At 63.5% G+C, this 20,550-nt stretch carries 20 protein-coding genes and 1 tRNA gene; 14 read left to right on the top strand and 7 right to left on the bottom strand.

The genetic code is table 11. The features are described from left to right. The first annotated feature begins 71 nt into the window (after positions 1-71). From ACOEQ1_RS00290 to ACOEQ1_RS00320, 7 genes are all read left to right on the top strand, one after another. Positions 72-1,559: a sugar ABC transporter ATP-binding protein gene (locus tag ACOEQ1_RS00290; RefSeq protein WP_419757243.1), complete on the top strand. Its 1,488-nt coding sequence runs from the start codon at positions 72-74 to the stop codon at positions 1,557-1,559. 9 nt (positions 1,560-1,568) lie between these two features. Beyond that, positions 1,569-2,570, top strand: coding sequence for an ABC transporter permease (locus tag ACOEQ1_RS00295; protein WP_419757244.1), 1,002 nt, complete (start codon positions 1,569-1,571; stop codon positions 2,568-2,570). A gap of 47 nt (positions 2,571-2,617) precedes the next feature. Then, complete coding sequence (locus tag ACOEQ1_RS00300; protein WP_419757245.1) at positions 2,618-3,685, top strand: aldo/keto reductase; 1,068 nt, start codon at positions 2,618-2,620, stop codon at positions 3,683-3,685. A 7-nt stretch (positions 3,686-3,692) separates the two neighbouring features. Continuing rightward, on the top strand, positions 3,693-4,106 hold the full coding sequence (locus ACOEQ1_RS00305) for a GlcG/HbpS family heme-binding protein (RefSeq protein ID WP_419757246.1): 414 nt from the start codon (positions 3,693-3,695) through the stop codon (positions 4,104-4,106). Between the two features lie 159 nt (positions 4,107-4,265). After that, complete coding sequence (locus ACOEQ1_RS00310; RefSeq protein WP_419757247.1) at positions 4,266-5,204, top strand: ABC transporter substrate-binding protein; 939 nt, start codon at positions 4,266-4,268, stop codon at positions 5,202-5,204. Positions 5,205-5,280: 76 nt separating this feature from the next. After that, positions 5,281-6,336: an aldo/keto reductase gene (locus ACOEQ1_RS00315; RefSeq protein WP_419757248.1), complete on the top strand. Its 1,056-nt coding sequence runs from the start codon at positions 5,281-5,283 to the stop codon at positions 6,334-6,336. Positions 6,337-6,463: 127 nt separating this feature from the next. Then, a complete protein-coding gene (locus tag ACOEQ1_RS00320) occupies positions 6,464-7,126 on the top strand; it encodes an SGNH/GDSL hydrolase family protein (RefSeq protein ID WP_419757249.1) in 663 nt (220 codons plus the stop codon). A 266-nt stretch (positions 7,127-7,392) separates the two neighbouring features. On the opposite strand, the gene ACOEQ1_RS00325 is transcribed toward ACOEQ1_RS00320, so the two are convergent. From ACOEQ1_RS00325 to ACOEQ1_RS00335, 3 genes are all read right to left on the bottom strand, one after another. Continuing rightward, positions 7,393-8,343, bottom strand: a complete 951-nt coding sequence (locus ACOEQ1_RS00325; RefSeq protein ID WP_419757250.1) for a LysR family transcriptional regulator — start codon at positions 8,341-8,343, stop codon at positions 7,393-7,395. A gap of 360 nt (positions 8,344-8,703) precedes the next feature. Next, positions 8,704-8,928, bottom strand: coding sequence for a hypothetical protein (locus ACOEQ1_RS00330; RefSeq protein WP_419757251.1), 225 nt, complete (start codon positions 8,926-8,928; stop codon positions 8,704-8,706). Further along, positions 8,903-9,157 carry a hypothetical protein gene (locus tag ACOEQ1_RS00335; protein ID WP_419757252.1) on the bottom strand — a complete coding sequence of 85 codons (255 nt, stop codon included), beginning with the start codon at positions 9,155-9,157 and terminating at the stop codon, positions 8,903-8,905. The genes ACOEQ1_RS00330 and ACOEQ1_RS00335 overlap by 26 nt, the downstream gene beginning before the upstream one ends. 289 nt (positions 9,158-9,446) lie before the next feature. Between ACOEQ1_RS00335 and ACOEQ1_RS00340 the strand changes: the two genes are divergently transcribed. The 4 genes from ACOEQ1_RS00340 to ACOEQ1_RS00355 all read left to right on the top strand — a co-directional run bounded on the left by ACOEQ1_RS00340 (position 9,447) and on the right by ACOEQ1_RS00355 (position 14,927). After that, positions 9,447-11,006, top strand: coding sequence for an MFS transporter (locus ACOEQ1_RS00340; protein ID WP_419757253.1), 1,560 nt, complete (start codon positions 9,447-9,449; stop codon positions 11,004-11,006). A 9-nt stretch (positions 11,007-11,015) separates the two neighbouring features. Then, on the top strand, positions 11,016-12,116 hold the full coding sequence (locus tag ACOEQ1_RS00345) for an HlyD family secretion protein (protein ID WP_419757254.1): 1,101 nt from the start codon (positions 11,016-11,018) through the stop codon (positions 12,114-12,116). 1 nt (position 12,117) lies between these two features. Continuing rightward, a complete protein-coding gene (locus ACOEQ1_RS00350; protein ID WP_419757255.1) occupies positions 12,118-13,677 on the top strand; it encodes an efflux transporter outer membrane subunit in 1,560 nt (519 codons plus the stop codon). Positions 13,678-13,925: 248 nt separating this feature from the next. After that, positions 13,926-14,927, top strand: coding sequence for an ion channel (locus ACOEQ1_RS00355; protein ID WP_419757256.1), 1,002 nt, complete (start codon positions 13,926-13,928; stop codon positions 14,925-14,927). On the opposite strand, the gene ACOEQ1_RS00360 is transcribed toward ACOEQ1_RS00355, so the two are convergent. From ACOEQ1_RS00360 to ACOEQ1_RS00370, 3 genes are all read right to left on the bottom strand, one after another. Continuing rightward, positions 14,875-15,504, bottom strand: a complete 630-nt coding sequence (locus ACOEQ1_RS00360) for a LysR family transcriptional regulator (protein WP_419757257.1) — start codon at positions 15,502-15,504, stop codon at positions 14,875-14,877. The genes ACOEQ1_RS00355 and ACOEQ1_RS00360 overlap by 53 nt on opposite strands. A 127-nt stretch (positions 15,505-15,631) precedes the next feature. Continuing rightward, positions 15,632-16,090, bottom strand: a complete 459-nt coding sequence (locus ACOEQ1_RS00365; protein WP_419757258.1) for a hypothetical protein — start codon at positions 16,088-16,090, stop codon at positions 15,632-15,634. A gap of 163 nt (positions 16,091-16,253) precedes the next feature. After that, a tRNA-Gly gene (locus ACOEQ1_RS00370) sits at positions 16,254-16,328 on the bottom strand. 231 nt (positions 16,329-16,559) lie between these two features. On the opposite strand from ACOEQ1_RS00370, the gene ACOEQ1_RS00375 reads away from it, so the two are divergent. Genes ACOEQ1_RS00375 through ACOEQ1_RS00385 form a run of 3 tightly spaced genes read left to right on the top strand, consistent with a single transcriptional unit; the run spans position 16,560 to position 18,410 of the window. Then, positions 16,560-17,495, top strand: coding sequence for a tetratricopeptide repeat protein (locus tag ACOEQ1_RS00375; RefSeq protein ID WP_419757259.1), 936 nt, complete (start codon positions 16,560-16,562; stop codon positions 17,493-17,495). Between the two features lie 14 nt (positions 17,496-17,509). Next, positions 17,510-18,178 carry an LON peptidase substrate-binding domain-containing protein gene (locus tag ACOEQ1_RS00380; RefSeq protein WP_419757260.1) on the top strand — a complete coding sequence of 223 codons (669 nt, stop codon included), beginning with the start codon at positions 17,510-17,512 and terminating at the stop codon, positions 18,176-18,178. A 13-nt stretch (positions 18,179-18,191) separates the two neighbouring features. Further along, entirely contained in the window at positions 18,192-18,410 is a 219-nt protein-coding gene (locus tag ACOEQ1_RS00385; RefSeq protein ID WP_419757261.1) for a Trm112 family protein, read from the top strand. Between the two features lie 18 nt (positions 18,411-18,428). On the opposite strand, the gene ACOEQ1_RS00390 is transcribed toward ACOEQ1_RS00385, so the two are convergent. Then, entirely contained in the window at positions 18,429-20,534 is a 2,106-nt protein-coding gene (locus tag ACOEQ1_RS00390) for an FUSC family protein (RefSeq protein ID WP_419757262.1), read from the bottom strand. Positions 20,535-20,550: the final 16 nt, after the last annotated feature.

Consider the following 20,550-nt stretch of genomic DNA (forward strand, 5'->3'; position numbering starts at 1 on the left):
AGGCCGCCTCATGTCGGCGGTGGCGTCTGACGCCACCCGCCGGCCCGGTCAACTCGTACACGGTTGAGCCAATGACGCTCGTTGCGACTGGTCTGAACAAGCAGTTCGGCCCGACCCGTGCGGCTAGCGATGTGTCGATCACGCTGCGCACGGGTACGGTTCATGCCATCGTCGGTGAGAACGGCGCGGGCAAGTCCACGACCCTGCGCATGCTGGGCGGGGTCTTGCGTCCGGATAGCGGCGAGATGACGTTGGACGGCGCGCCCTACGCGCCGACCTCCGCCTTAGACGCCACACATAAAGGTGTGGCGCTCGTCCATCAGGAAATCACCATCAACAGATCCTTGAGCATTGCCGAGAACATCTTCATCGGCGATCTCCGCCTCCATGCTTGGCCGCTCGGGGTGTTGAAGCGACGGCAGATGGCTGCATTGGCGCAGGCGGCACTCGACCGGATCGGTGTGAAGATCTCTGTCGCCGCCAATATCGAGCGTTTGAACCTCGGTGAGTTGAAATGTATCGAGATCGCGCGCGCGATCTCCTCGAATCCAAAGACTCTGCTTCTCGATGAGTCGACGGCTTATCTCGACCACCGAGAAGTGGACGCGGTCCTCCAGGTCATGCATGAGCTGAAGTCGCAGGGGATCACGATCGGCTTCGTCTCGCATCATCTCAGCGAGGTCTTGGCCGCGGCGGACGATCTGACGATCCTCAAAGACGGCCAGTTCGTTGCGTCTTCCAGTGTGGCGAATATTGAAGCGAACGAGATTCACCGTCTGATGGTCGGACGCGATGTCCTGCAAGGGACCTATCCGCCACGCTTGCCACTGCCCGCCTCCGCCGCTGCTCCCGCCCTCCATGCCGATAAGGTCGCGGTCGGTCGGGAACTGAACGAAATCAGTCTCGACGTCCGACGAGGCGAAATACTAGGGATAGCCGGGCTCAAAGGGGCTGGAGCGGAGGCGCTCTTCGCCGGGATCGTGGGCGACGAGCCGTTGCGTCACGGCCATCTGCAACTCGAAGGCAAGGACTATCACCCGACCAGTCCCCGTGCCGCGTGGCAGCACGGCATTGCCCACCTTCCGGGTGATCGCGGCAACGAAGGGCTGATCGTGTCGTTCAGCGTGCTCGACAACCTGGTCATGGCACGGCCGCCGACGGTCGGTCCTTTTTTCTCCATGGCCCGCGCGCGCGCGATGTCGAATGACCTCATCAAGCTGGTCGGTATCCGCACGTCGGGTGCCGCGGCGCCCTGCCGTTCCCTGTCAGGCGGGAACATGCAGAAGGTCGTGCTGGGGAAGTGCCTCGCGGTCGGCCCCGACCTTCTCCTTCTGAACAACCCGACGCGGGGCGTGGACGTGGGCGCTCGCGAGGAAATCTACAGGATCATGCGCGAGAAAGCGTCCCAGGGCCTCGCCATTCTTCTGTCGTCGGAGGATATGCCTGAACTTATCGGTATGTCGGACCGCCTCGTGGTTCTTCGGCAGGGCGTGATGGTCCGCGAGTTCGACAAGCTCGACGGCGTCGAAGAGCATGACATCGTGCAATACATGACGTGAGGCAGGACGATGAACAAAGCAATCACTACGAAGCCTCGCGGCAGTGCGGCTCCCGTCCGTGAAGACGATGCGAAGATCCAGTGGGTTGACCTGTTGCGTCGTGGCTTCCCTCTCATTTTCCTCGTGACCCTGATCGTCATCTTCACGATCATGTCGCCGCGTTTCCTGTCGCTCGACAACCTTTCATCGGTCCTGGACGAGGGCACCGTCCTGCTTGTCACTGCTCTCGGCATGACCTTCATCATCATGGCAGGGTCGATCGATATTTCGGTGGGCGCGATCGTCGCCGTATCGGCGCTGGTGGCAGCGGTCACGGTCAATACACTCGGCGTTCTGGCGATCATCCCCGCGGTCGCGGTGGGCGCGCTCTGCGGCTCCGTCAATGGTCTGCTGCTGGCCGTCGGTAAGGTGCCGTCCTTCATCGCGACGTTGGGAACCATGGTGGTCTACCGTGGCCTCGTCCTCTACTTCACCCGCGGCGCGCCGGTTTCAATCGACAACGACTTGTTCCTCAACACATACTCCGGCATCACCTTCGGCATTCCGAACTCGGTCATGATCGGTCTGGCTCTTGCGGCCGTGGCCTGGGCTGTCATCAACTTCACCGTCTTCGGGCGCGAGGTTCGGGCGATCGGCGGCGGCGAGCGCGTCTCGATCCTCACCGGCATTTCCGTCACACGCGTCAAGATCCTGATGTACGTGCTGCTCGGAGGATTGTGCGGCGTGGCGGGCCTGCTGCAGGGCGCGCGCACCATGGCGGCCACGTCCCAGCTGGGTCTGGGCCTCGAACTCGATGCCATCGCCGCTGTGGTGGTTGGCGGCACACCGTTGACCGGCGGCCTCGGCAGCATCGTTGGCACCCTGCTTGGGGTTCTGATCATCACGCTCCTCTCGAGCGGCATGAACATGGCGGGTGTCGATCCCTACCTTCAGAACATCATCAAGGGTGTCGTGCTGATCGTCGCGGTCTTTATCAACATCGATCGCAAGAAGATCGGGATCATCAAGTAGCGGCGCGCCCGACGCATGCTTCTCTACCAACGAAAGAGGTCACGACGATGGAATATCGCCAACTTGGCCGCTCCGGCCTCAAGGTCTCCGCCCTTACCCTCGGCACGATGACGTTTGGCGGGCAGGGCAAGTTCGCCTATGTCGGCAATTCCGACCAATCCGAGGCCACACGCCTGGTCGACATCGCGATCGACGCCGGGGTCAACCTGCTCGATACCTCGGACCAGTATTCGGTCGGCAAATGCGAGGAGATGGTCGGCGAGGCGATCAAAGGCAAGCGCGGACAGGTGCTGCTGGCGACCAAGGCCCGGTTTCCGATGGGCTCCGGTCCGAACGACACCGGATTGTCGCGCCATCATCTGGTGAATGCCTGCGAGGGGAGCCTGAAGCGGCTCGGGGTCGATCACATCGATCTCTATCAGCTGCACGAGTGGGATGGCTTCACCCCGGTCGAGGAGACCATGGCGGCGCTCGAAGCCCTCGTGGCCTCCGGAAAGGTCCGCTACATCGGCGCATCGAACTTCACCGGTTGGCAGCTCATGAAAGCGCTGGCGGCCGCCGACCGGGCCGGCAGCGCACGCTTCATCAGTCAGCAGATCCATTATACCGTCGAAGCGCGCGAAGCCGAATACGAGCTGGTTCCGATTTCGCTCGATCAGGGCCTGGGTATTCTGGTCTGGAGCCCGCTCGGCGGCGGCCTGCTGTCGGGCCAGTATCGCCGTGGGCAGGCCGGTCCGGAAGACGGGCGTGACTTCGCCGGCTGGAAAGAACCCCCGATCCGCGACGAGGCCCGGCTCTATGACATCATCGAGCGATTGATCGAAATCGGCGAGGAGCACAGCGTTTCCGCGGCTGAGGTAGCCTTGGCATGGCTGCTGCACCGGCCGGCGGTGGCGTCAGTGGTGATCGGCGCGAACACCGAGGCGCAGCTTCGCACCAATCTCAAGGCGGTGGATTTGCGGCTGACCGACAGCGACATGGAGCGTCTGAACGCCGTCAGCAAGTTGCCGCTGCTCTACCCATACTGGCACCAGGCCTTGACCGCAAACGACCGGCTCGGCGCCGTGGATCTTGCGCTGCTTGAGCAATATCTGCCGAAAAGCAATGCATTCTAGGACAGAGATGATGAAGCTCGATCGCACGGCCGCTCATGATGTTTTAGAAAACGTGGTTGTGCAGGCGAATACACTCGGGCGCCCGGTTTGCGTCGCTGTGACCGATGAGCGCGGTGCCCTCGTGGCGTTTACCCGCATGGATGGGGCGCCGTTTCGGAGCATCAAATTGTCGGAAGCAAAGGCCTACAGCGCCGCCAGGCTCGGCGTCTCGACTGCTGCTTTCCACGAGCGCCTGGCGCGGGATGCCATGCCGGCAAGCTACTTTGCTGATCCGATGCTGACGGGTCTGCCCGGGGGCGCCGTCATTCGCAGCGAGACTGGGGCAACGATTGGGGGCGTCGGTATTAGCGGTCTCGCTCCCGCTGAGGACCAGCAGCTTGCCGACAACGCCGCTGCTGCTCACATGACAAGGCAAGACTGATGAGACCTAGTCTCAATGCAGCCCGGTGGCACTCCGAAATCACGATCCGCCGGTGAAGTCCAGGCGGGTATGAAGCGCGCCGAGGTGACGTGACACCTGAGCCCACCGAAGTCCGGTCGTCGGTGCGTGCAGTCAAGTTTATGCCCGGGGGGGAAAACCATGATCAAGAAAATTCTGCTCTCTGCAACTGCCTTAATCCTAAGTGTCAATTTTACATTTGCGAAGGACCTCAAGTTGATCGGCATATCGGGCGCCTCCATGGGCAACCCGTTCTTCGTGGCGCTGGCGAGGGGTGCCACGTTCGAGGCCAAGAAGATCAATCCTGCCGTGGGAGTGACCACTGTCGCCTATGACTACGATCTGGGCCGGCAGTTTACTGAAATCGATAACTTTATTGCAGCCGGCGCAGACATGATTTTGTTGAGCGCCGGTGATCCGAAAGCGATCAAGACGGCGATTGTGAAAGCCGAGGCGGCGGGCATCACCGTCGTTGCCGTCGACGCTCGTGCCGAGGGTGCCGACGTGACGGTGACCACTGACAACGTCCAGGCGGGTTCCGTTTCTTGCCAATACCTCGTCGACAAGATGGGTGGAAAAGGCAACGTCATCATTCTCAGCGGGCCGCCGGTCTCTGTGGTCGTCGACCGCGTGCAGGGCTGCATGAAGGTTATGGCGAAGTATCCAAACATCAAGATCCTGTCGTCAAACGAGAATGGCAACGGCTCGCGTGATGGTGGGTTCTCCGTGGCCCAGTCGTTGCTGACGCGCTTTCCGCATGTCGATGGCATGTTTGCCATCAACGACCCTGAGGCGATCGGCGCCGTCCTGGCCGCCAAGCAGATGGGCCGTGCGACCTTCCCGGTAACCGGGATCGACGGCTCGCCGGATATGGAAAACGCTCTGGAAGATCCCGCGATGGCCGAGATTGTCGGAACGGCCACCCAAAACCCATTCCTAATGGCGCGGATCGCGGTACATCTGGGCGACGAAATGCTGAACGGGCATAAGCCGGACAAGCCGCTGACCCTGATGCCGTCTGTCCTGGTCACGCGCGACACCGTTAAGAGCTATAAGGGTTGGAACGTAGCGGAACACTAGCTCGGCGGCGTCTTCAACTATGCATAAAGGCGGGGCCGCGACGTGGCCCCGCCGACATTGAAAAGAAGGAGTGACCATGGAATATCGGCAACTCGGACGCTCGGGCCTAAAGGTGTCCGCCCTGACGCTTGGGACCATGACGTTTGGCGGTAAAGGGCGGTTCGCCTTCGTCGGCAGAACCAACGCCGCGGATGCCAGCCGTATGGTCGACATGGCACTGGATGCCGGGGTCAACCTGCTTGACACCTCAGACATCTACTCGACCGGAGCCTCAGAGGAAATCCTGGGCCAAGCGATCAAGGGCAAGCGCGACAACGTGCTGATCGCGACCAAGGCGCGCTTTCCAATGGGCGCTGGGCCGAACGATGCCGGCCTCTCACGACACCACCTCATCCGTGCCTGTGACGCCAGTCTCAGCCGCCTCGGCGTGGATCACATCGACCTCTACCAGGTGCATGAATGGGACGGGCTGACGCCTGTTGAGGAAACGATGGCTGCGCTGGACTCGTTGGTGACGTCTGGCAAGGTGCGCTACATCGGCGTCTCGAACTTCTGTGGCTGGCAACTGATGAAAGCCTTGGGGGCAGCAGACCGCGCCGGGAGCGCCCGCTTCGTCAGCCAGCAGATCCATTACACGCTTGAGGCGCGCGAGGCAGAATACGAGCTGGTGCCAATCTCGCTCGACCAGGGACTGGGCATTCTGGTCTGGAGCCCTCTTGCCGGTGGCTTGCTGTCAGGAAAGTATCGGCGTGGTCAGACCCCGGAGGAGGGCGGTCGCGATTTCGCCGGCTGGAAGGAGCCGCCCATCCGCGATGAGGCCCGGCTCTACGATATTATCGAGTTGCTAGTGAAGATCGGGGAGGAACACGGGACCTCAGCCGCAGAAGTTGCCCTGGCCTGGCTGTTGCGCAGACCGGCAGTGGCATCGATCGTGATCGGCGCCACAAATGAGGCGCAGCTTCAAACCAATCTGAAGTCAGTCGAGCTGAGCCTGACCGACGACGATATGGAGCGGTTGAATTCTGCCAGCAAGCTGCCGCTGCTTTATCCCTACTGGCATCAGGCTCTGACTGCCAGCGACCGGCTCGGCGCGGTGGATCTGTCGCTTCTGGCGCAGTATCTGCCTCTCTGAGGCTCACGCGCCGGTCCGTCCGCCTCTGGCGCAGTGCGGGTGGAGGGTGAAACTCTGCCACTGATCATGAGCCGCTCGACGGCGCGCGGTTCATGATCGGGTATTTACTGCAACAGGAGATGCAACGATGGTCCGTATCCTCTGCTACGGCGACAGCAACACCTGGGGTTGCGGCCCGACGCTGCAGCCGCCAGCCCCCCGCCATCCGCCCGAGAGCCGGTGGCCCCGCGTGTTGGGCGCGGAACTGGGGCCGCAGTGTGAAATCATCGAAGAGGGGCTGAACGCGCGGACGACGGATACGCCCGATCCGATGCAGCCGGCGATCACAGGTGCCGGCGTGGATGGAGCGGCGTACCTGCCTGCCTGTCTCGCCAGCCATCTGCCGCTCGATTTTGTGGTCATCATGCTTGGAACCAATGACCTGAAGGCGCACTTCGATCGTTCGCCGCTGCGTATCGCGATGGGCGCAGGACGACTCGTTGATATCGCGCAACAGATCAACGGTGGCATCGGCACGCCATATTCAAGCCCCAAGGTGCTGCTGATCTGCCCAGCGCCGCTAAGCGCCATGGAGTTCTTCGCGGACGAGTTCGCTGGCGGCCACGAGAAGTCGCGGGCGCTACCGTCCGCTTATGAGGCCGTGGCCAGGGCGGCTGGTGCATTATTCCTAGATGCAGGCACGGTCATAACTACGGATGGCCCGGACGGGCTCCATCTGTCAGCCGCCGCGCAAATCGCCTTGGGGAAGGCGGTCGCGACGGTTCTGCGCGGCCATGCTTCCTTGCCATGAACAGGCCCTAGGGGATCGCCCCCGTGACCGCCAGATCTCCAGCGTCAATTCCGCCGCCATTGGCAAGTGGATGCCGACATCGAAAGGGCGGTCACTTCCCACGTTGAGCGCCCATCAGCGACCAGTCGGCAGACGACCCAAGTCGGGCCACTCACGGGCCGATCCATCGCCCCGAAATCGGACATCCAAAGCATGCTTCGCTTCGTCTCGTTCCAGGTCTGTTCTCCCTGTAACGCCAGCGGCGCCCACGTGAAAAAGCTACGACTTTAGAGAGGGGTCCTCAACATCTCCCGTCTCGAGCGACTGCCTTCGGCATCCTGCGTGCCGAACCCGATCCCCCGTTCAATGATTGGATGACTCTCCAACTCGAAACGGGACCGTGCCGCATCCGCCAGGACTCGGGCGAAGGCATGCGCGGCGTCGCTGAGCGCTCGGCCAGCACGCACCATCACAAATTCAACACGTGGTAGTGGCGGCAGACCGTGGCCATCCGGAAGGGGCGCCACTCCGAGGAGCGCCATGCCACGCGGACCAGCACAAACGCCGAGATGAGCTCCAAGCGCCATCTCCATGCCGGCGACGCCAATGCTCTCGAAGCGAATGATGCTGCTCCGGCCTGCAGCCCGCAGGCAATCGAGTATGGTGCTTCGTGTCGGGTTCGGCGGCAATGGCACCACAAGAGGGATCGGGTCGGCGACTGGCAGCCGGAGGCCGAGGCCCCCGAACCAAGCTAACTGATCGTGGAACAGAGGCTCTGCGTCCGGAAAGCGGTCGTAGCGACGCATGATGGCGAAGTCGACGGTCCGGTTGTCTATTGCTGCCGTGAGCGTCTCGTAGGTGCCGGACACGATCCGCAGTCGAACATGAGGGTGATCGAGCACAAAGAGCCTCAATACCGTCGGGAGCGCCGTGCGGCAGAAATCTTCCGACATGGCGGTAGCCACCTCAACCCCGTCGTCCAGCCGGTCAAGCCTTTGCCTCAGGTCACTGGTCAGCCCGAGCATCGCACGCGCGTAGATGATGACAGCTTCCCCGTCTGCGGTAAGTTCGGCACCGCGCCGCGTGCGCCGGAATAGCGGGCGGCCGACAAACTGCTCGATCCGCTTGACCTGTTGACTAACCGAAGGCTGCGTCACGCCAAGCACTTGGGCGGCGTTGGCAAAACCTCGAGTTTCCGTGATGGCCAGCAACAGGCGAAGCAGACCAGGATCGACCAACCGCTCGATTCCATTCACGCTCCCGTTTGTCTCAAGAGGACCAACCCGCATCGCCTGACGCTCCGCCTACAGATTTGGCCGGTCCGGTGGCCTTCTAACGGTGTCGCCTCTATTGAGGCCTGGAAGCAACTTCCCACTCATAGTCTGCCGCTCCTTGCTAGCTGCCCCTCTTTGGGCGCCGGATGAAATGACCGTGTAGAGCGGGTTCGCCTATGTCCCAAATGCGCCTCATCTACCGCTGAACAAGTGCATAAGTAGCGGAGCGATGATCGTTCCCCTACGTCGAAGCCATCGCACGGATCAGCCAGCTATAGAAGCGCTTGAACGCCAACGACGACGAGCACAATGGACACATGGCGCTCAATCCTCTGCGATCGAACCCCACTCGCGGCCGTCACGTTTCACCAGGTCTTCAGGACCTTTGGGTTCGGTGCTGCCCGCCTTATAGAGCTCCGGCGCAGACCCCGTCGCGGCCCAACCCTGCAGCACCGGGTCGACCGTGGCCCAGGCCTCAATGTTGTCGGCGCGCTGAAACAACGTCGCATCACCGGATAGGCAGTCATAAATAATGTTCGTAACGAACATTCGGTTCCTGCTTGAACGCGTCTTCGTAGAGGAACGCCGTCGAGAAGCCGGACAAGTCAAGCTTCGCGCCTGTCGGCTCTTCCAATGCGCCGCATTGTTCGAAACCAGCGGTCTCCGCCGCTGTCACCTCTATGTAATCGATATACTCATGGCGCCAGATCGGCTCGACCTCTTCCGAAAAGCCTCGTCCGTTTGCTCTCGCGGCGTCAAGATGTCGCAGTGTCATCATTTGTTGAAGATCACCTAGCATAACTCAGAACTTATGGATTGCTGCACCCACGAGGCCGGTGGGAGAGGACACGGGCTTCTGAAGTCCGGGCGACGTGCCGAAGAAGGTGCCGCGCAGAGTAGTAACATAAGCACCGGCTTATATCTGATTGCAGTTGCGCTGAACATCGTGTTGCGACAGGCTTTCACCCAAGCCCACAACAATCTGGATTGGACAACGCGTTGTATATTTGCGTGAAGCGAACTCTTCGCGACGACCGCGAACGGTCAAAGACAAGGCGGATATAGCGTTGGATCTAGCATCGGTCGTCGCACTTGGCGGTATCATTATAGCCGCCATGTCCGTTGAGTTGAACGACGCGGTCACATCGGCGCTGCTACCGGAGATCAGCGGTGGTCTTGGCTTCGGGCATGACCCCGGCACGTGGTTCTCAAGTCTCTACGCCTCTGCTGAGGTCGTCGGCATGGCGGTTTCGCCTTGGTTTCTAGTGACAATCACGCTACGCCGTTGGTCCCTCTGCATCGTCGCGCTGAGCTGCATGTCCACGATCCTGATCCCCACCACGTCGAACCTTTCGCTGCTTTACGGACTACGGGTTCTGCAGGGGTTGAGCGAAGGTTTGACAATTCCCCTCCTAATGACAACAGCACTCAGGGTTCTGAGCCCTTCCATCCGCCTTTATGGCCTCGCCGCCTATTCGTTGTCGGCGAGCTTCTTCCCCGCGCTGGCGACGGCTTTGGCGGCGCTCTGGGTCGGATCCGGTGACAGTGCACTTGGATGGCAATTTGCGTTCTATCAGACGATCCCGATCTCGGCGTTGGCGGCAGTCATGATCTGGTGGGGCATGCCCCAGGACGCTCCACAGTACAGCAGGATCAGAACCTTTAACTGGAGCGGCGCACTTCTCGTGGTGCTCGCTTTCGGGTCCCTCAGCACGATGATGCTGCAGGGCGACCGGTTGGACTGGTTCAACTCTAACACGATCGTTGTGCTGGGGTGCCTTAGCGCGGTCGGGCTGCCGCTACTTCTGGTCAATGAGTGGTTTGCAGAAGCGCCTTTTCTGAAACTACAGCTGCTGGCACGGCGAAACATCGCGTTTGGGCTGATTGGGTTGTTCACTTTTGTCATGGTCGGGGGAGTCGGATCAACAATACCGCTCCAGTATCTCGGCGAAGTCCGAGCTTTTTTGCCAGAGCAGTCGTACTCCGTGACGGCACTGCTGGCTGCCACTCAGCTTGTTTTTCTCCCGTTGATGGCTCTTCTTCTTAATGAAGAATGGATTGACGCTCGATGGATCAACCTGACCGGGCTCGGGTTTGTGCTTGCGGGTGCAGTTGGTGACAGCCTGCTGAGCGACGTATGGGACGACAGCCAATTCTATCTATGGCAAGTCCTGATCTCGCTCGGCGAGGCAATGGTTGTAATGTCTCTGCTCATGCTTGCGACGAACGCCGTCAAGCCGCCGGAGGCGGCGTTCGCCTCCTCGCTCATCAATACGCCACGGGCGCTCGGTGACGTAGCGGCGACTTGGCTGGTCGAACTTGTCGCGCGCTGGCGCGGCGCGCTGCACTCTAGCCGTCTCACCGACCAGGCGGGACAGCAACGCTTCACCGTTCTCGATGGCGCAACCGCGCTGCCGAATGTCCCGGTTCCGTTCAACCCGGCTGGGATGCCGCGCGCCCCGGGGAGCCTTGCGGGGTTCGCGCAAACTGTCGGCCGACAGGCCGATATACTGACGCTCAGCGACACGTTCCTCGTGATGGCGGCGATCATCGCGGCGCTGATGGTGGTGGTGATCATACTACCCGTGCGCTCCCTGCCCCCGCGCATCGCGCTCGCTCGCCATTAGGAGCCTGTCTTGGCCGAAGTTGATGAGAAGCCGAAGCGGCGTTCGCGATGGCCATTCCTGTTCGCCGCCTTGGTGTTGTTCGGTTTCGTGGGAATTGTGCTTGCAATTGTGCTGACGCCGTCGCCGAACGTGTGGACCGACGATGCCTATGTCGAGGTTCACACGACGGCGGTTGCACCGCAGATTGCGGGCCGTTTGGTCGCGGTCCCGGTCGACGACAACCAGACGGTGACGGCAGGCCAGTTGCTGGTCCAACTCGACGACCGTGACCAGCGCACGGCATTGGCGCAGGCAGAGGCAACGCTTGCCCGCGACCGTGCGCAGTTTGCCGACGCAATTGCGACTGTAGCACGTCAGCCTTCAATCATTTCGCAGCAGAGCGCGCATTCACTGTCGATAGAGGCCGAACTTGGCCTCGCTGTCGCTAACCGCGATCGCTATCGCAATTTGGCACGAGCCGGGGCCGGGACCGTGCAAAGCCGACAGACGGCAGAGGCGACCGTGGCCCAGGAGCAGGCTGAGCTCGCGGGCGCACGCGCCTCCACAGCAGCGGCGCAGCACCAGCTCGACGTGCTGAGGGCGCAAGTGGACGCAGATCAAGCGACCATTGCCGCGGACGTGGCCGCGGTCCAGCAAGCGCAGCTCAATCTGTCGTATACCAGAGTTCTGGCCCCGCTCCGCGGTGCGGTCACCGAGAGAAGCGTCCAGGTCGGCGACTACGTGACGCCCGGCGGCACCGCGATGTTGCTGGTTCCGCTCGATCGTATCTACATTATCGCGAATTACCGCGAGGTCGCGCTGCGGCACGTGCTGCCCGGCCAGCACGTCAGCATCCACGTCGACGCCTACAACATCAGGCTTGATGGCGTGGTGCAGGGCGTCGCCCCCGCGACCGGCGCCATCTATTCGCCGGTTCCGTCAGAGAACGCTACCGGCAACTTCACCAAGATCGTCCAGCGCCTGCCTGTGAAGATCCTGGTTTCGCCCGGGCAAAAGCTCGCCGGACTTTTACTCGCTGGGTTCTCGGTCGAGACGACGATCGATACCGGGCTTGCGGATGTGGTCGAGGCGCAGGAGCATAGCAGCGCCCGCGTGACGGGGGCCAATTGAGGTGAGGCGGCGACTTGCCCTCCTCGCGCTTGCAGCGCTTGCGGCTTCGGCGACGACCGGCTGCACGGTCGGGCCCGACTTCCATCCGCCCGCGGTCGCAAGCCCCGCAGAGTGGGGCGCAGAGCCGGGCGGCGTCGGCAGCGCCACCACGTCCGGACCGGTGGATCCGGCTTGGTGGAACAGCTTCGGCGACAGGGAGCTCTCCTCGCTGGTATCGCGGCTGGTGAGCCAGAACATCGACCTCCAGACTGCGGTCGAGCGGATCCGGCAGGCGGCCGACGAAACCGATGTCGCTCGATCGCAGGGGCTGCCGCAGGTGAACGGGAACTCGTCCTACACCCACGAGCGGCAAAGCCCGAACGGTTTCATCGCTCTGGTGCAGCCTTCGCCCGCGGCCTCATATGACTACGACATCTGGACCAATGGGCTGTCGGCGTCATGGGAGCTCGACCTCTTTGGGCGGGTGCGGCGTGCCGTGGAGGCGCGTCGAGCGGGCACGGTCGCGGCCGTCGAGGCGCGGCACGCCGTTGCACTCGCCTCGATCTCGACGCTGGCGCAGGACTACCTGCAGCTCCGTGGGACGCAGGCGCGACTGCGGATCGCACAGCGCAACCTCGTGGTCACGCAGAAAAACATGTCGCTGGTTGACGTTCAATTTGCGAACGGTGTCGGGACAACGCTCGCGGTCGCTCAGGCACGGGCGGAGGTGGCGACGGTAGCGGCGACGATCCCGCCACTCGTGACTACGGCAGCCGCGCTCGAAAATGCGATTGCGCTGCTGCTTGCGGAGCCGCCCCGGGCGCTCGAGGCGGAGCTTGATGCGCCGGCGCCAGCGGCGATCGTGCCGCCGACGGTGCCGATCGGTCTTCCGGCCGACCTGATCCGGCGTCGGCCGGACGTGCGCGAGGCGGAAGCGACCTTGCACGAGGCGACGGCGGAGACGGGCGTTGCACTCGCTGACTTCTACCCCGACGTAAGCCTGACTGGTAACTTCGAGCTGCAGGGCAGAAACGTCCTGAACGCGTTTTCGCTTCCTGACCGTGCGTTCGTGGCCGGCCCGGCAATCGACCTGCCGATCTTCGAAGGTGGCCGCCTGCGGGCCACGCTACGGCTGCGGCGCTCGCAGCAGCGAGAAGCGGCGGACGACTTCCGCAACACGGTGCTGCAGGCCTGGGGCGACGTGGACAACGCGCTAACCGCCTATGCGCAGGGCCAGCGACAGCGCGGGCTGACGGCAGAGGAGGTGCGGGACGATCAAGTCGCGCTGGACGCGGCGCGGGAAAGCTACTCACAGGGCGCCAGCGACTTTCTCAATATCGATGCGGCAGAAAACGCGCTGCTCGAGGCCGAGGACGCGCTGGCGGTCGCGGATACGGCGATCGCGACAGACCTCGTCGGGCTGTACAAGGCGCTTGGTGGCGGTTGGCAGGTGGCCGATCCGCCACAGGTCGAAAATCCGGTTTCAACGCTCGCAGCAGGGTCTGATTGTTCCGCGCGCCAACCGAAGCAGGTTTCTAGTGAGTTGGGTATGACCGAGGCGGATGGCTCATGCAAAAGCTGAAAAAGGCAATGCGAGCGGAGTTACAGCAAGACCCTCTCTTCCCAGGCCTGTTCTGGCGACTATTCCTTCTGATGATAGAGCACAGGGCAGACGCACGGGCCGATCGCCCGCCAAGCAACAGCAATACCGATTCGTCTTCGGCCTCGCCCGATGTGCGCCCCGTCGCGCGGTTGCAACCACAAGGAGCACGAAACTACTCGGTCCGGCCTGAGTGCAACAAGCCACATAGTCCGAACCTCAAGCCTTAAATGAAGCGTCCTTCGCCTCGCTCGAGGCTGCCGAGCGCAGAGCGTCGCATCCGATACGGCAACTACGAGGCACGCAAGCGCGGCGATGACCGAGGCGATCTGGACGATCCCTATCGCCTCATCGTAGCGCTCGGCTGGCCGCGCTTTATCTTGGCGCTTCTCGGCGTCGAACTGCTGCTCAATCTCATCTTCGCCTTGCTCTATATTGCCCGACCCGGTGCGGTCGCCAACGCGCATCCTGGCTCGCTTGCCGACGCGTTCTTCTTTAGCATTGAGACGCTGGCGACCGTCGGCTACGGCGAGATGTACCCCGCCGATCTCTACGGCCACATCGTGTCCGCCGTGGAAATCGTCACCGGCGTTGCATTTGTTGCTGTTGTCACTGGAATGATCTTTGTCCGCGTGTCACGGCCCAAGCCGTGCTTCCGCTATGCCGAGACGCTCGTGATAACGCGCTATCGGGGGAGGCCGACGCTTATGATCCGCGTCGCAAGTAGCCGGCTCGGTGTCCTATACGATGCGGAGGCGCGGCTAAGCGCACTTGTCCCAGAGGAGACTGATCAAGGACGCAGCTTTCCCAACATTGTCGATCTCCCGCTCGTCCGCGCGGGCATCCCAGTTTTCGCGTTGTCCTGGACGCTGATGCACGTGATCGATGAGGCTAGTCCGCTCGCCGGGCTTGACCAGCCAGCCATGGCCGCGGCCGGCCTTCAATTTTTTCTGACCATGCGTGCGGAAGATACGACGCTTTCGGCCACGGTGCGCGATCTGCACGCCTTCAGCCCGGCGCAGCTGCACATTGGTATGCATTATGCTGACGCAATCTCGATCAGCGATGACGGTCACCCGATAGTCGACCTGGATCGCCTCGGCGTGCTCGAGCCTGATGCGTCGCCCATTGGAGAAGACGCCCTTTCCGAAATTCATACTGCAAACGCGGGTCGGGCGGCTACGGCACGACGCAGCTCGTCGACTTCCAGCACGACCGAACCAAAAGAATAGGCCGGCAGGGGCAGCGGAACTCAGGGGGCGCCTTCGGTTTCGGCCGGCTGGCGAGAAACGATTGCGAACCAACGACCGCCGAGCGCAGGTCCGGGCCGATGCGGACGGCGACCATGTCTTTCGCCACCACCTCGCCGGTTCGTATGCCGGCGTCGAAACGTTCGGCCACGAGGTCTGTCAGCCCATAGTCGATGACGATCTCGACGTTGATGTCGGGATATTGCGGAAGCAGCGTCTCGAGCGCCGGCAGCAGTGCGGAACGTGCTGCGTGATCGTGAGCGGTGATCCGTATCGTGCCGGATGGCTTTTCACGAAGCGCGCTCAGTGCGGCCAGCTCCGCCTCGATCTCTTCGATCCGCTGTGCAAGTCCCTGCAGCAGGCGCTCGCCGGCCTCGGTGGCAGAGACGCTGCGTGTCGTCCGTGTCAGCAGGCGAAGCCCGAGCCGGCCTTCGAGGCCACGAACCGTCTGGCTCAGCGCGGATTGGGACACTCCGAGGCGGGCTGCGGCCCGAGTGAAGCTGCGCGCCCGGGCGACGGCGATGAAGGCAGCGATGTCATCGAGGGTCGTGCGCGGCATTGAGAAGATCAGCTTCTAGGTTCCTGCCGAGCCTAGCGGCTGATCGCACATCGCTGCAGGGTCTAAATCATGCCGCAGCCTCTGCCAGCGGCAGGCCCCCTTTTCGTCCTGCGGGCCTACCGGCCCGCTAGAAACGCTGCGACAGCAGATCAGCGTAAGGGCCGGTGCCGACGAAGCGCTGCCCGAACGTCGCGTCGTTGAGCGCCCCTCCGCGCATCTGCCGGATCAGGCTCAGGACGTGGTTGGCCCGCTGCGGCATGTGTTCGCGGAGCCAGGCTTCGAACATCTCGCGCAATTCCAGCGGCAGGCGCAGCAGCACGTAGCCGGCACGCTCCGCGCCGGCTTCCGCGGCAGCCTCGAGGATCGCCTCCAGCTCGGCGTCGTTGAGGCCCGCGGCTCCATCGCCCGCGCAAGCGCCGGATCGAGCGTCGTCCGACAGATACACGTGGAAGAGCTTGAGCTTCGCAAGCTCTTCCAGGATGTCGAGGTCGCGCACGATGCTCGCAGACTTGGTCACGATGCTCACCGGGTGGCGGCAGCGCAGCAGCACCCCGACCTGGATCTCGGCATTGCTCGGCCGCGCCAAATAGAAGTCGTCCAGATAGCGGCCGTCGGGAGACTTTACCGCCAGGCGGAAGCCGATCGGCGCGCCGGCTCCGCCTTCATCACGGAGGGGACACCACGCCGGAAAGGCGAAAGGCCGCCTCGTGGCAGTCCCCTTATAATAACTTGATTTCCCTACGGAAATCTGGAGCGGGCGAAGGGATTCGAACCCTCGACCCCAACCTTGGCAAGGTTGTGCTCTACCCCTGAGCTACGCCCGCGTTCCGTGGAGCCGGGTTCTATGCGGCTTCCATCGCGATTGCAAGCGCAGTCCCGCCATGCGATCAACCCGCTGTCGAGGGCGGATCGTTCTGGGCTCGGGCTGCCTTGCTTGCTCGCCGCGGCCGGCTTTGCCCTCAAAATCATCGCCCATACGCGTGCCGACGGGTAAAGCTCGCGACGATCGACACCATGATTAGAGACGACGACCATAGAGAGACGGACGACCGAACATGGACCTGATACTCGGCCAGAATACGCCCGCCGCGGCCGCTGCTGCCGCCTTCATCATGGATGGCACCCAGGCGACCTTCATGAAGGACGTGATCGAGACATCGCGCCAGATGCCGGTCATCGTCGACTTCTGGGCGACCTGGTGCGGCCCTTGCAAAACCCTCACCCCGATGCTCGAAAAGGTTGTCACGGCCGCCGGCGGCCGCGTCCGCCTCGTCAAGATCGACACCGACAAGAACCGCGCCCTCGTTCAGCAGCTCAGCCAGCTTGGGCTGCCGCTCCAGTCCATCCCGACCGTCGCTGCCTTCTGGCAGGGCCAGATCGCCGACATCTTCCAGGGCGCGCTGCCGGAGAGCGAGATCCGCCGCTTCGTCGAGGCTCTGCTCAAGGTCGCGGGCGGCACCATGCCAGCCGCCGATCTCCTGGCGGAGGCGCGCGCCGCACAGGAGGAAGGGGACCTGCAGACGGCCGTCGAACTCTATCAGGCGCTCCTCGCCGAGGAGCCTGAGCGCCCCGAAGCCTGGGGAGGTCTCATCCGGTGCTTCCTCGCGGCCGGGCGCGAGGACGAGGCCGAGGCGCTTCTCGCCGAAGTTCCTGCGAAAATTACCGATCATGCCGAGATTGCCGGCGCCCGGAGTGCTCTGACCCTCGCCATCGAGGGCAGGAAGGCCAGTGGTCAGCTGCGCGAACTCGAGGCGAGGCTTACGGCTGATCCCGCCGATCATGAGGCCCGCTACGATCTCGCGACAGCTTTGAACGCGCTCGACCGGCGCGAGGAGGCGGCGCAGGCGCTGCTGGAGATCATGAAGCGGCAGCGCGGCTGGAACGGCGATGCGGCGCGGCTGCAACTGCTCAAATTCTTCGAGTCCTGGGGTCTGGAGGATCCCGCCTCCGTTTCCGCGCGCCGCCGGCTTTCTGCTCTGCTGTTCAGCTGAACATGGGCAAGGGGATGTTGCCGTTTCAGCCGGCGCTGGGCGAAATCGATCCGGTCATTCCCGTATTCCCGCTGCCGGGGGCCATGCTGCTGCCGCACGGCCGGATGCCCCTCAACATCTTCGAACCGCGCTACCTGGCGCTGATCGAGGGTGCGCTCGGGGCTGGCCGCATGTTCGGCATGATCCAGCCCGATAGCCTCAAGCCGTCCAGCGCCCATGGAGCGGCGACGTTCAAAGTCGGCTGCCTCGGTCGCATAACCTCCTTCGCGGAGACGGAGGATGGCCGCATCGTCCTCTCTCTGCTCGGCGTCATACGGTTCAGCGTGATCGAGGAGGTCGAGCAGCAACGGGGCTACCGGCGGATGCGGGTGGATTACGCTCCCTACATCGAGGATCTCGATCCGCCGCCCGCGGATATAGGCCTGCCGCGAAAGGCGCTGCTCGCTGCCCTACGCAGCTACTTCGGTCGTCAGGGCGTCGACGCGGATTGGGAAGCGATCGGCGATATGGACGACCCGACATTGCTGACCGCGCTCTGCATGATGTGTCCCTTCGCACCGTCTGAGAAGCAGGCGCTGCTGGAGGCGGACAAGCCGGCTCAGCGCACGCAGATCCTGCAGGCCCTGCTGGAGTTCGGAATGCACGGCAATGATCCCGAGGGCGGCTCGCAGCGCCTGAGTTGAAGGAGATGACGCCATGAGCGAATCGCAGGACAAAGACCCCGCCGCCGAGCCGCCGCCGCAACCCGTCGATCCGCGTCTGCTCGAAATCCTCGTCTGCCCGCTCACCAAGCAGCCCTTGATCTACGATCGGGTCCGGAACGAGCTCATCAGCCGCGCCGCCGGCATCGCTTACCCCATCAGGGGCGGCATCCCCATCATGCTCCCGGATGAGGCGCGCCCGATCGATCCTTGATGGACAAGGCACATCAATTCAGGTGTCCAGCTTCGGCATGGCGCCAGCGATCAGCTCGATCTGGCGTGCGATGCGGGTCAACCCGTCCGCCACCGGATCGTCTGCCGGGGCATCGAGGCGCGGGCGTGGCGGCAATGGGCAGGCGCCAGGCGGGTGGGCCGGCGTGGCGAGAATTGCCGCAGTGGCGCTCTTGATCCAGACGCGCCAGGCGGCAAGATCCGCCGTCGACACGCGTGGCTGCACATCATCCGCCTTCTGATCCTCGCGCAGGATGCGAACCACGCTGAGCCGGCCGGCAATGCGGCGCAAGGCGGCGTCGATCGTCAAAGCGGCGTTGAGGTGGCTGCCGGCGACGAGGCGCGGTTCGAGCATGCTGCGGCTGAGTGCCGCCTCCAAGGCGTTGCTGGCGATGCCGGCCTGACGGCGAGCGTCGTCCGACACGTCCGAATGGCATTCCCCCAGAAGCTCTCTGAACACCGCATCCGCCGAGGCGGCGTGAGCCGCAACGGCCCGCCGGACCTCCGCCAGCGCCCGCTGGGGCTGTCGCCCCGGCCACAGGAGCAGGCTGCAGAGCAGCGCAATGACGCCACCGAGGATGGTATAGAGTGCCCGCATCGTCGCGATGTCGACCTCTGAGGCTCCGGGTGTCGCGGATTCCACCAGCAGGATGATCATGGGCGTCAGCGCGCTCAGGAACAGGCCGAAGCTCACGCGCCGGAGGGTGAAGGCCACCACGGCGAGCGGAAACATCGCCAGGCTCACGGTGAACGGCGTGTGGAGTGCGAGGCTGAGGGCCGCGGCAATGACCCCGCCCAACACGGTGCCGCCAATCCGCTCCAGCATCCGTTGCCAGGTCAGGCTGAAATGCGGCTGCATCGTCACCAGGAGCGTGATGACGAGCCAGCGCTCGTATTCGTGCTCGTGGTGGAGGGTGTAGGCAAGGCAGGCGGTGGCCGCGAAGCCCGCCATGGCGGCGTGGCGCAGGTGCGACGAGCGACGGTTGAGGTTGGACCGGACCGGCCCGAGCAACCGCTCCCGCCATGACATGGCCGAGCGTCCGTCCGGCATGCTGCCTGGACGCAGGTTCTCGGGTGCCGTCAGCGTCACGGCGACCGCGAGCCGCTCCGTGATCGTCAGGAGCAGCCGACGGAGAGGATCGTGTTCGGCGAGGTCCGTGACATAGCCGCGGATGCCGTCCATGCTTCTTGTCAGGCGCGCGAGGTCCGATGTCCCGTCCGTGTCGATGCTCTGCGCTATGACGAGCAGTTCGTTCCGGAGATGACGAAGGGCACGCGCGGCGAGGGTGGTATCGGCCGCGGCCCCGGCCTCGAGGATGTCGGCGACGCCGCTGAGCGCGCCGAAGGCCTGGTCGGCCACCTCCAGCCGCAGCCAGCCCCGGGCGATGCGCGGGCTGTCGTTGCCCCGGCTCCGCGCCAAGGCGAGCACGTTGACCCGAGCCGATTCGATCGCAACGCGGCCATTCCCACGAAACACGCGGGCGTTGTGCTCCCAGCGGGCAGCGGTCTGCGCCGGACCGGCCCGTAGCGCGAGAATCTCGCGCATGTCCTGCGCCATGGCGGCGAGGGCGCGGTAGCAGTCTCCGATCGAGCGGCGGAAGGGCGCAGTCGTCTGGATGCGCCAGATCACGCTGGTCAGCACGATGGCCCAGACCGAGCCGGCGAAGAACATGCCGCCGGAGATCAGGGCCGAGGTCAGCCCAGGTTGCGGGATATCGACCGCGAGCACGATCCAGACGGAGAGCAGATTGCCGACCTGCATGCCCGCCGGCCCGTAGATGCGGCCGAAGCTCGCGGCGAAGATGGCGAGGCCCACGAGTGGCACGGCGAAAAGCAAGCCCTGAGCGCGAGCAAGTCCAAAGACGACGCCGATCAAGGCGCCCAGAAGCGAGAAGGCAAAAAGCGGCGGCAGTCGTTCCTGTCCTGGCGTTCCAGCGTCGGCAAGGCAGGTGAGCAGGGAACCGAGCGCCGTCAGCAGGAGGAGCGGGAAGTGCAGCCAGGCATGCAGGACGACGAGCGCGGCCACGGAGAGCCCTGCGCGCAGTCCCTCCTGCACGCTGAACTCCTTGACGTTGAGGACGAAGGAGGAGCGCGTGAGGTCGGTCACGGCTCAACAACACCTC

It is taken from the genome of Acidisoma sp. (assembly GCF_965199065.1).
GTDB lineage: Bacteria > Pseudomonadota > Alphaproteobacteria > Acetobacterales > Acetobacteraceae > Acidisoma.

Coding starts and splice junctions, on each gene's coding strand:
- ACOEQ1_RS00290 (WP_419757243.1), top strand. CDS start 72: ATGACGCTCGTTGCGACTGGTCTGAACAAGCAGTTCGGCCCGACCCGT.
- ACOEQ1_RS00295 (WP_419757244.1), top strand. CDS start 1,569: ATGAACAAAGCAATCACTACGAAGCCTCGCGGCAGTGCGGCTCCCGTC.
- ACOEQ1_RS00300 (WP_419757245.1), top strand. CDS start 2,618: ATGGAATATCGCCAACTTGGCCGCTCCGGCCTCAAGGTCTCCGCCCTT.
- ACOEQ1_RS00305 (WP_419757246.1), top strand. CDS start 3,693: ATGATGAAGCTCGATCGCACGGCCGCTCATGATGTTTTAGAAAACGTG.
- ACOEQ1_RS00310 (WP_419757247.1), top strand. CDS start 4,266: ATGATCAAGAAAATTCTGCTCTCTGCAACTGCCTTAATCCTAAGTGTC.
- ACOEQ1_RS00315 (WP_419757248.1), top strand. CDS start 5,281: ATGGAATATCGGCAACTCGGACGCTCGGGCCTAAAGGTGTCCGCCCTG.
- ACOEQ1_RS00320 (WP_419757249.1), top strand. CDS start 6,464: ATGGTCCGTATCCTCTGCTACGGCGACAGCAACACCTGGGGTTGCGGC.
- ACOEQ1_RS00330 (WP_419757251.1), bottom strand. CDS start 8,928: ATGTTCGTTACGAACATTATTTATGACTGCCTATCCGGTGATGCGACG.
- ACOEQ1_RS00335 (WP_419757252.1), bottom strand. CDS start 9,157: ATGATGACACTGCGACATCTTGACGCCGCGAGAGCAAACGGACGAGGC.
- ACOEQ1_RS00355 (WP_419757256.1), top strand. CDS start 13,926: ATGAAGCGTCCTTCGCCTCGCTCGAGGCTGCCGAGCGCAGAGCGTCGC.
- ACOEQ1_RS00360 (WP_419757257.1), bottom strand. CDS start 15,504: ATGCCGCGCACGACCCTCGATGACATCGCTGCCTTCATCGCCGTCGCC.
- ACOEQ1_RS00375 (WP_419757259.1), top strand. CDS start 16,560: ATGGACCTGATACTCGGCCAGAATACGCCCGCCGCGGCCGCTGCTGCC.
- ACOEQ1_RS00380 (WP_419757260.1), top strand. CDS start 17,510: ATGTTGCCGTTTCAGCCGGCGCTGGGCGAAATCGATCCGGTCATTCCC.
- ACOEQ1_RS00385 (WP_419757261.1), top strand. CDS start 18,192: ATGAGCGAATCGCAGGACAAAGACCCCGCCGCCGAGCCGCCGCCGCAA.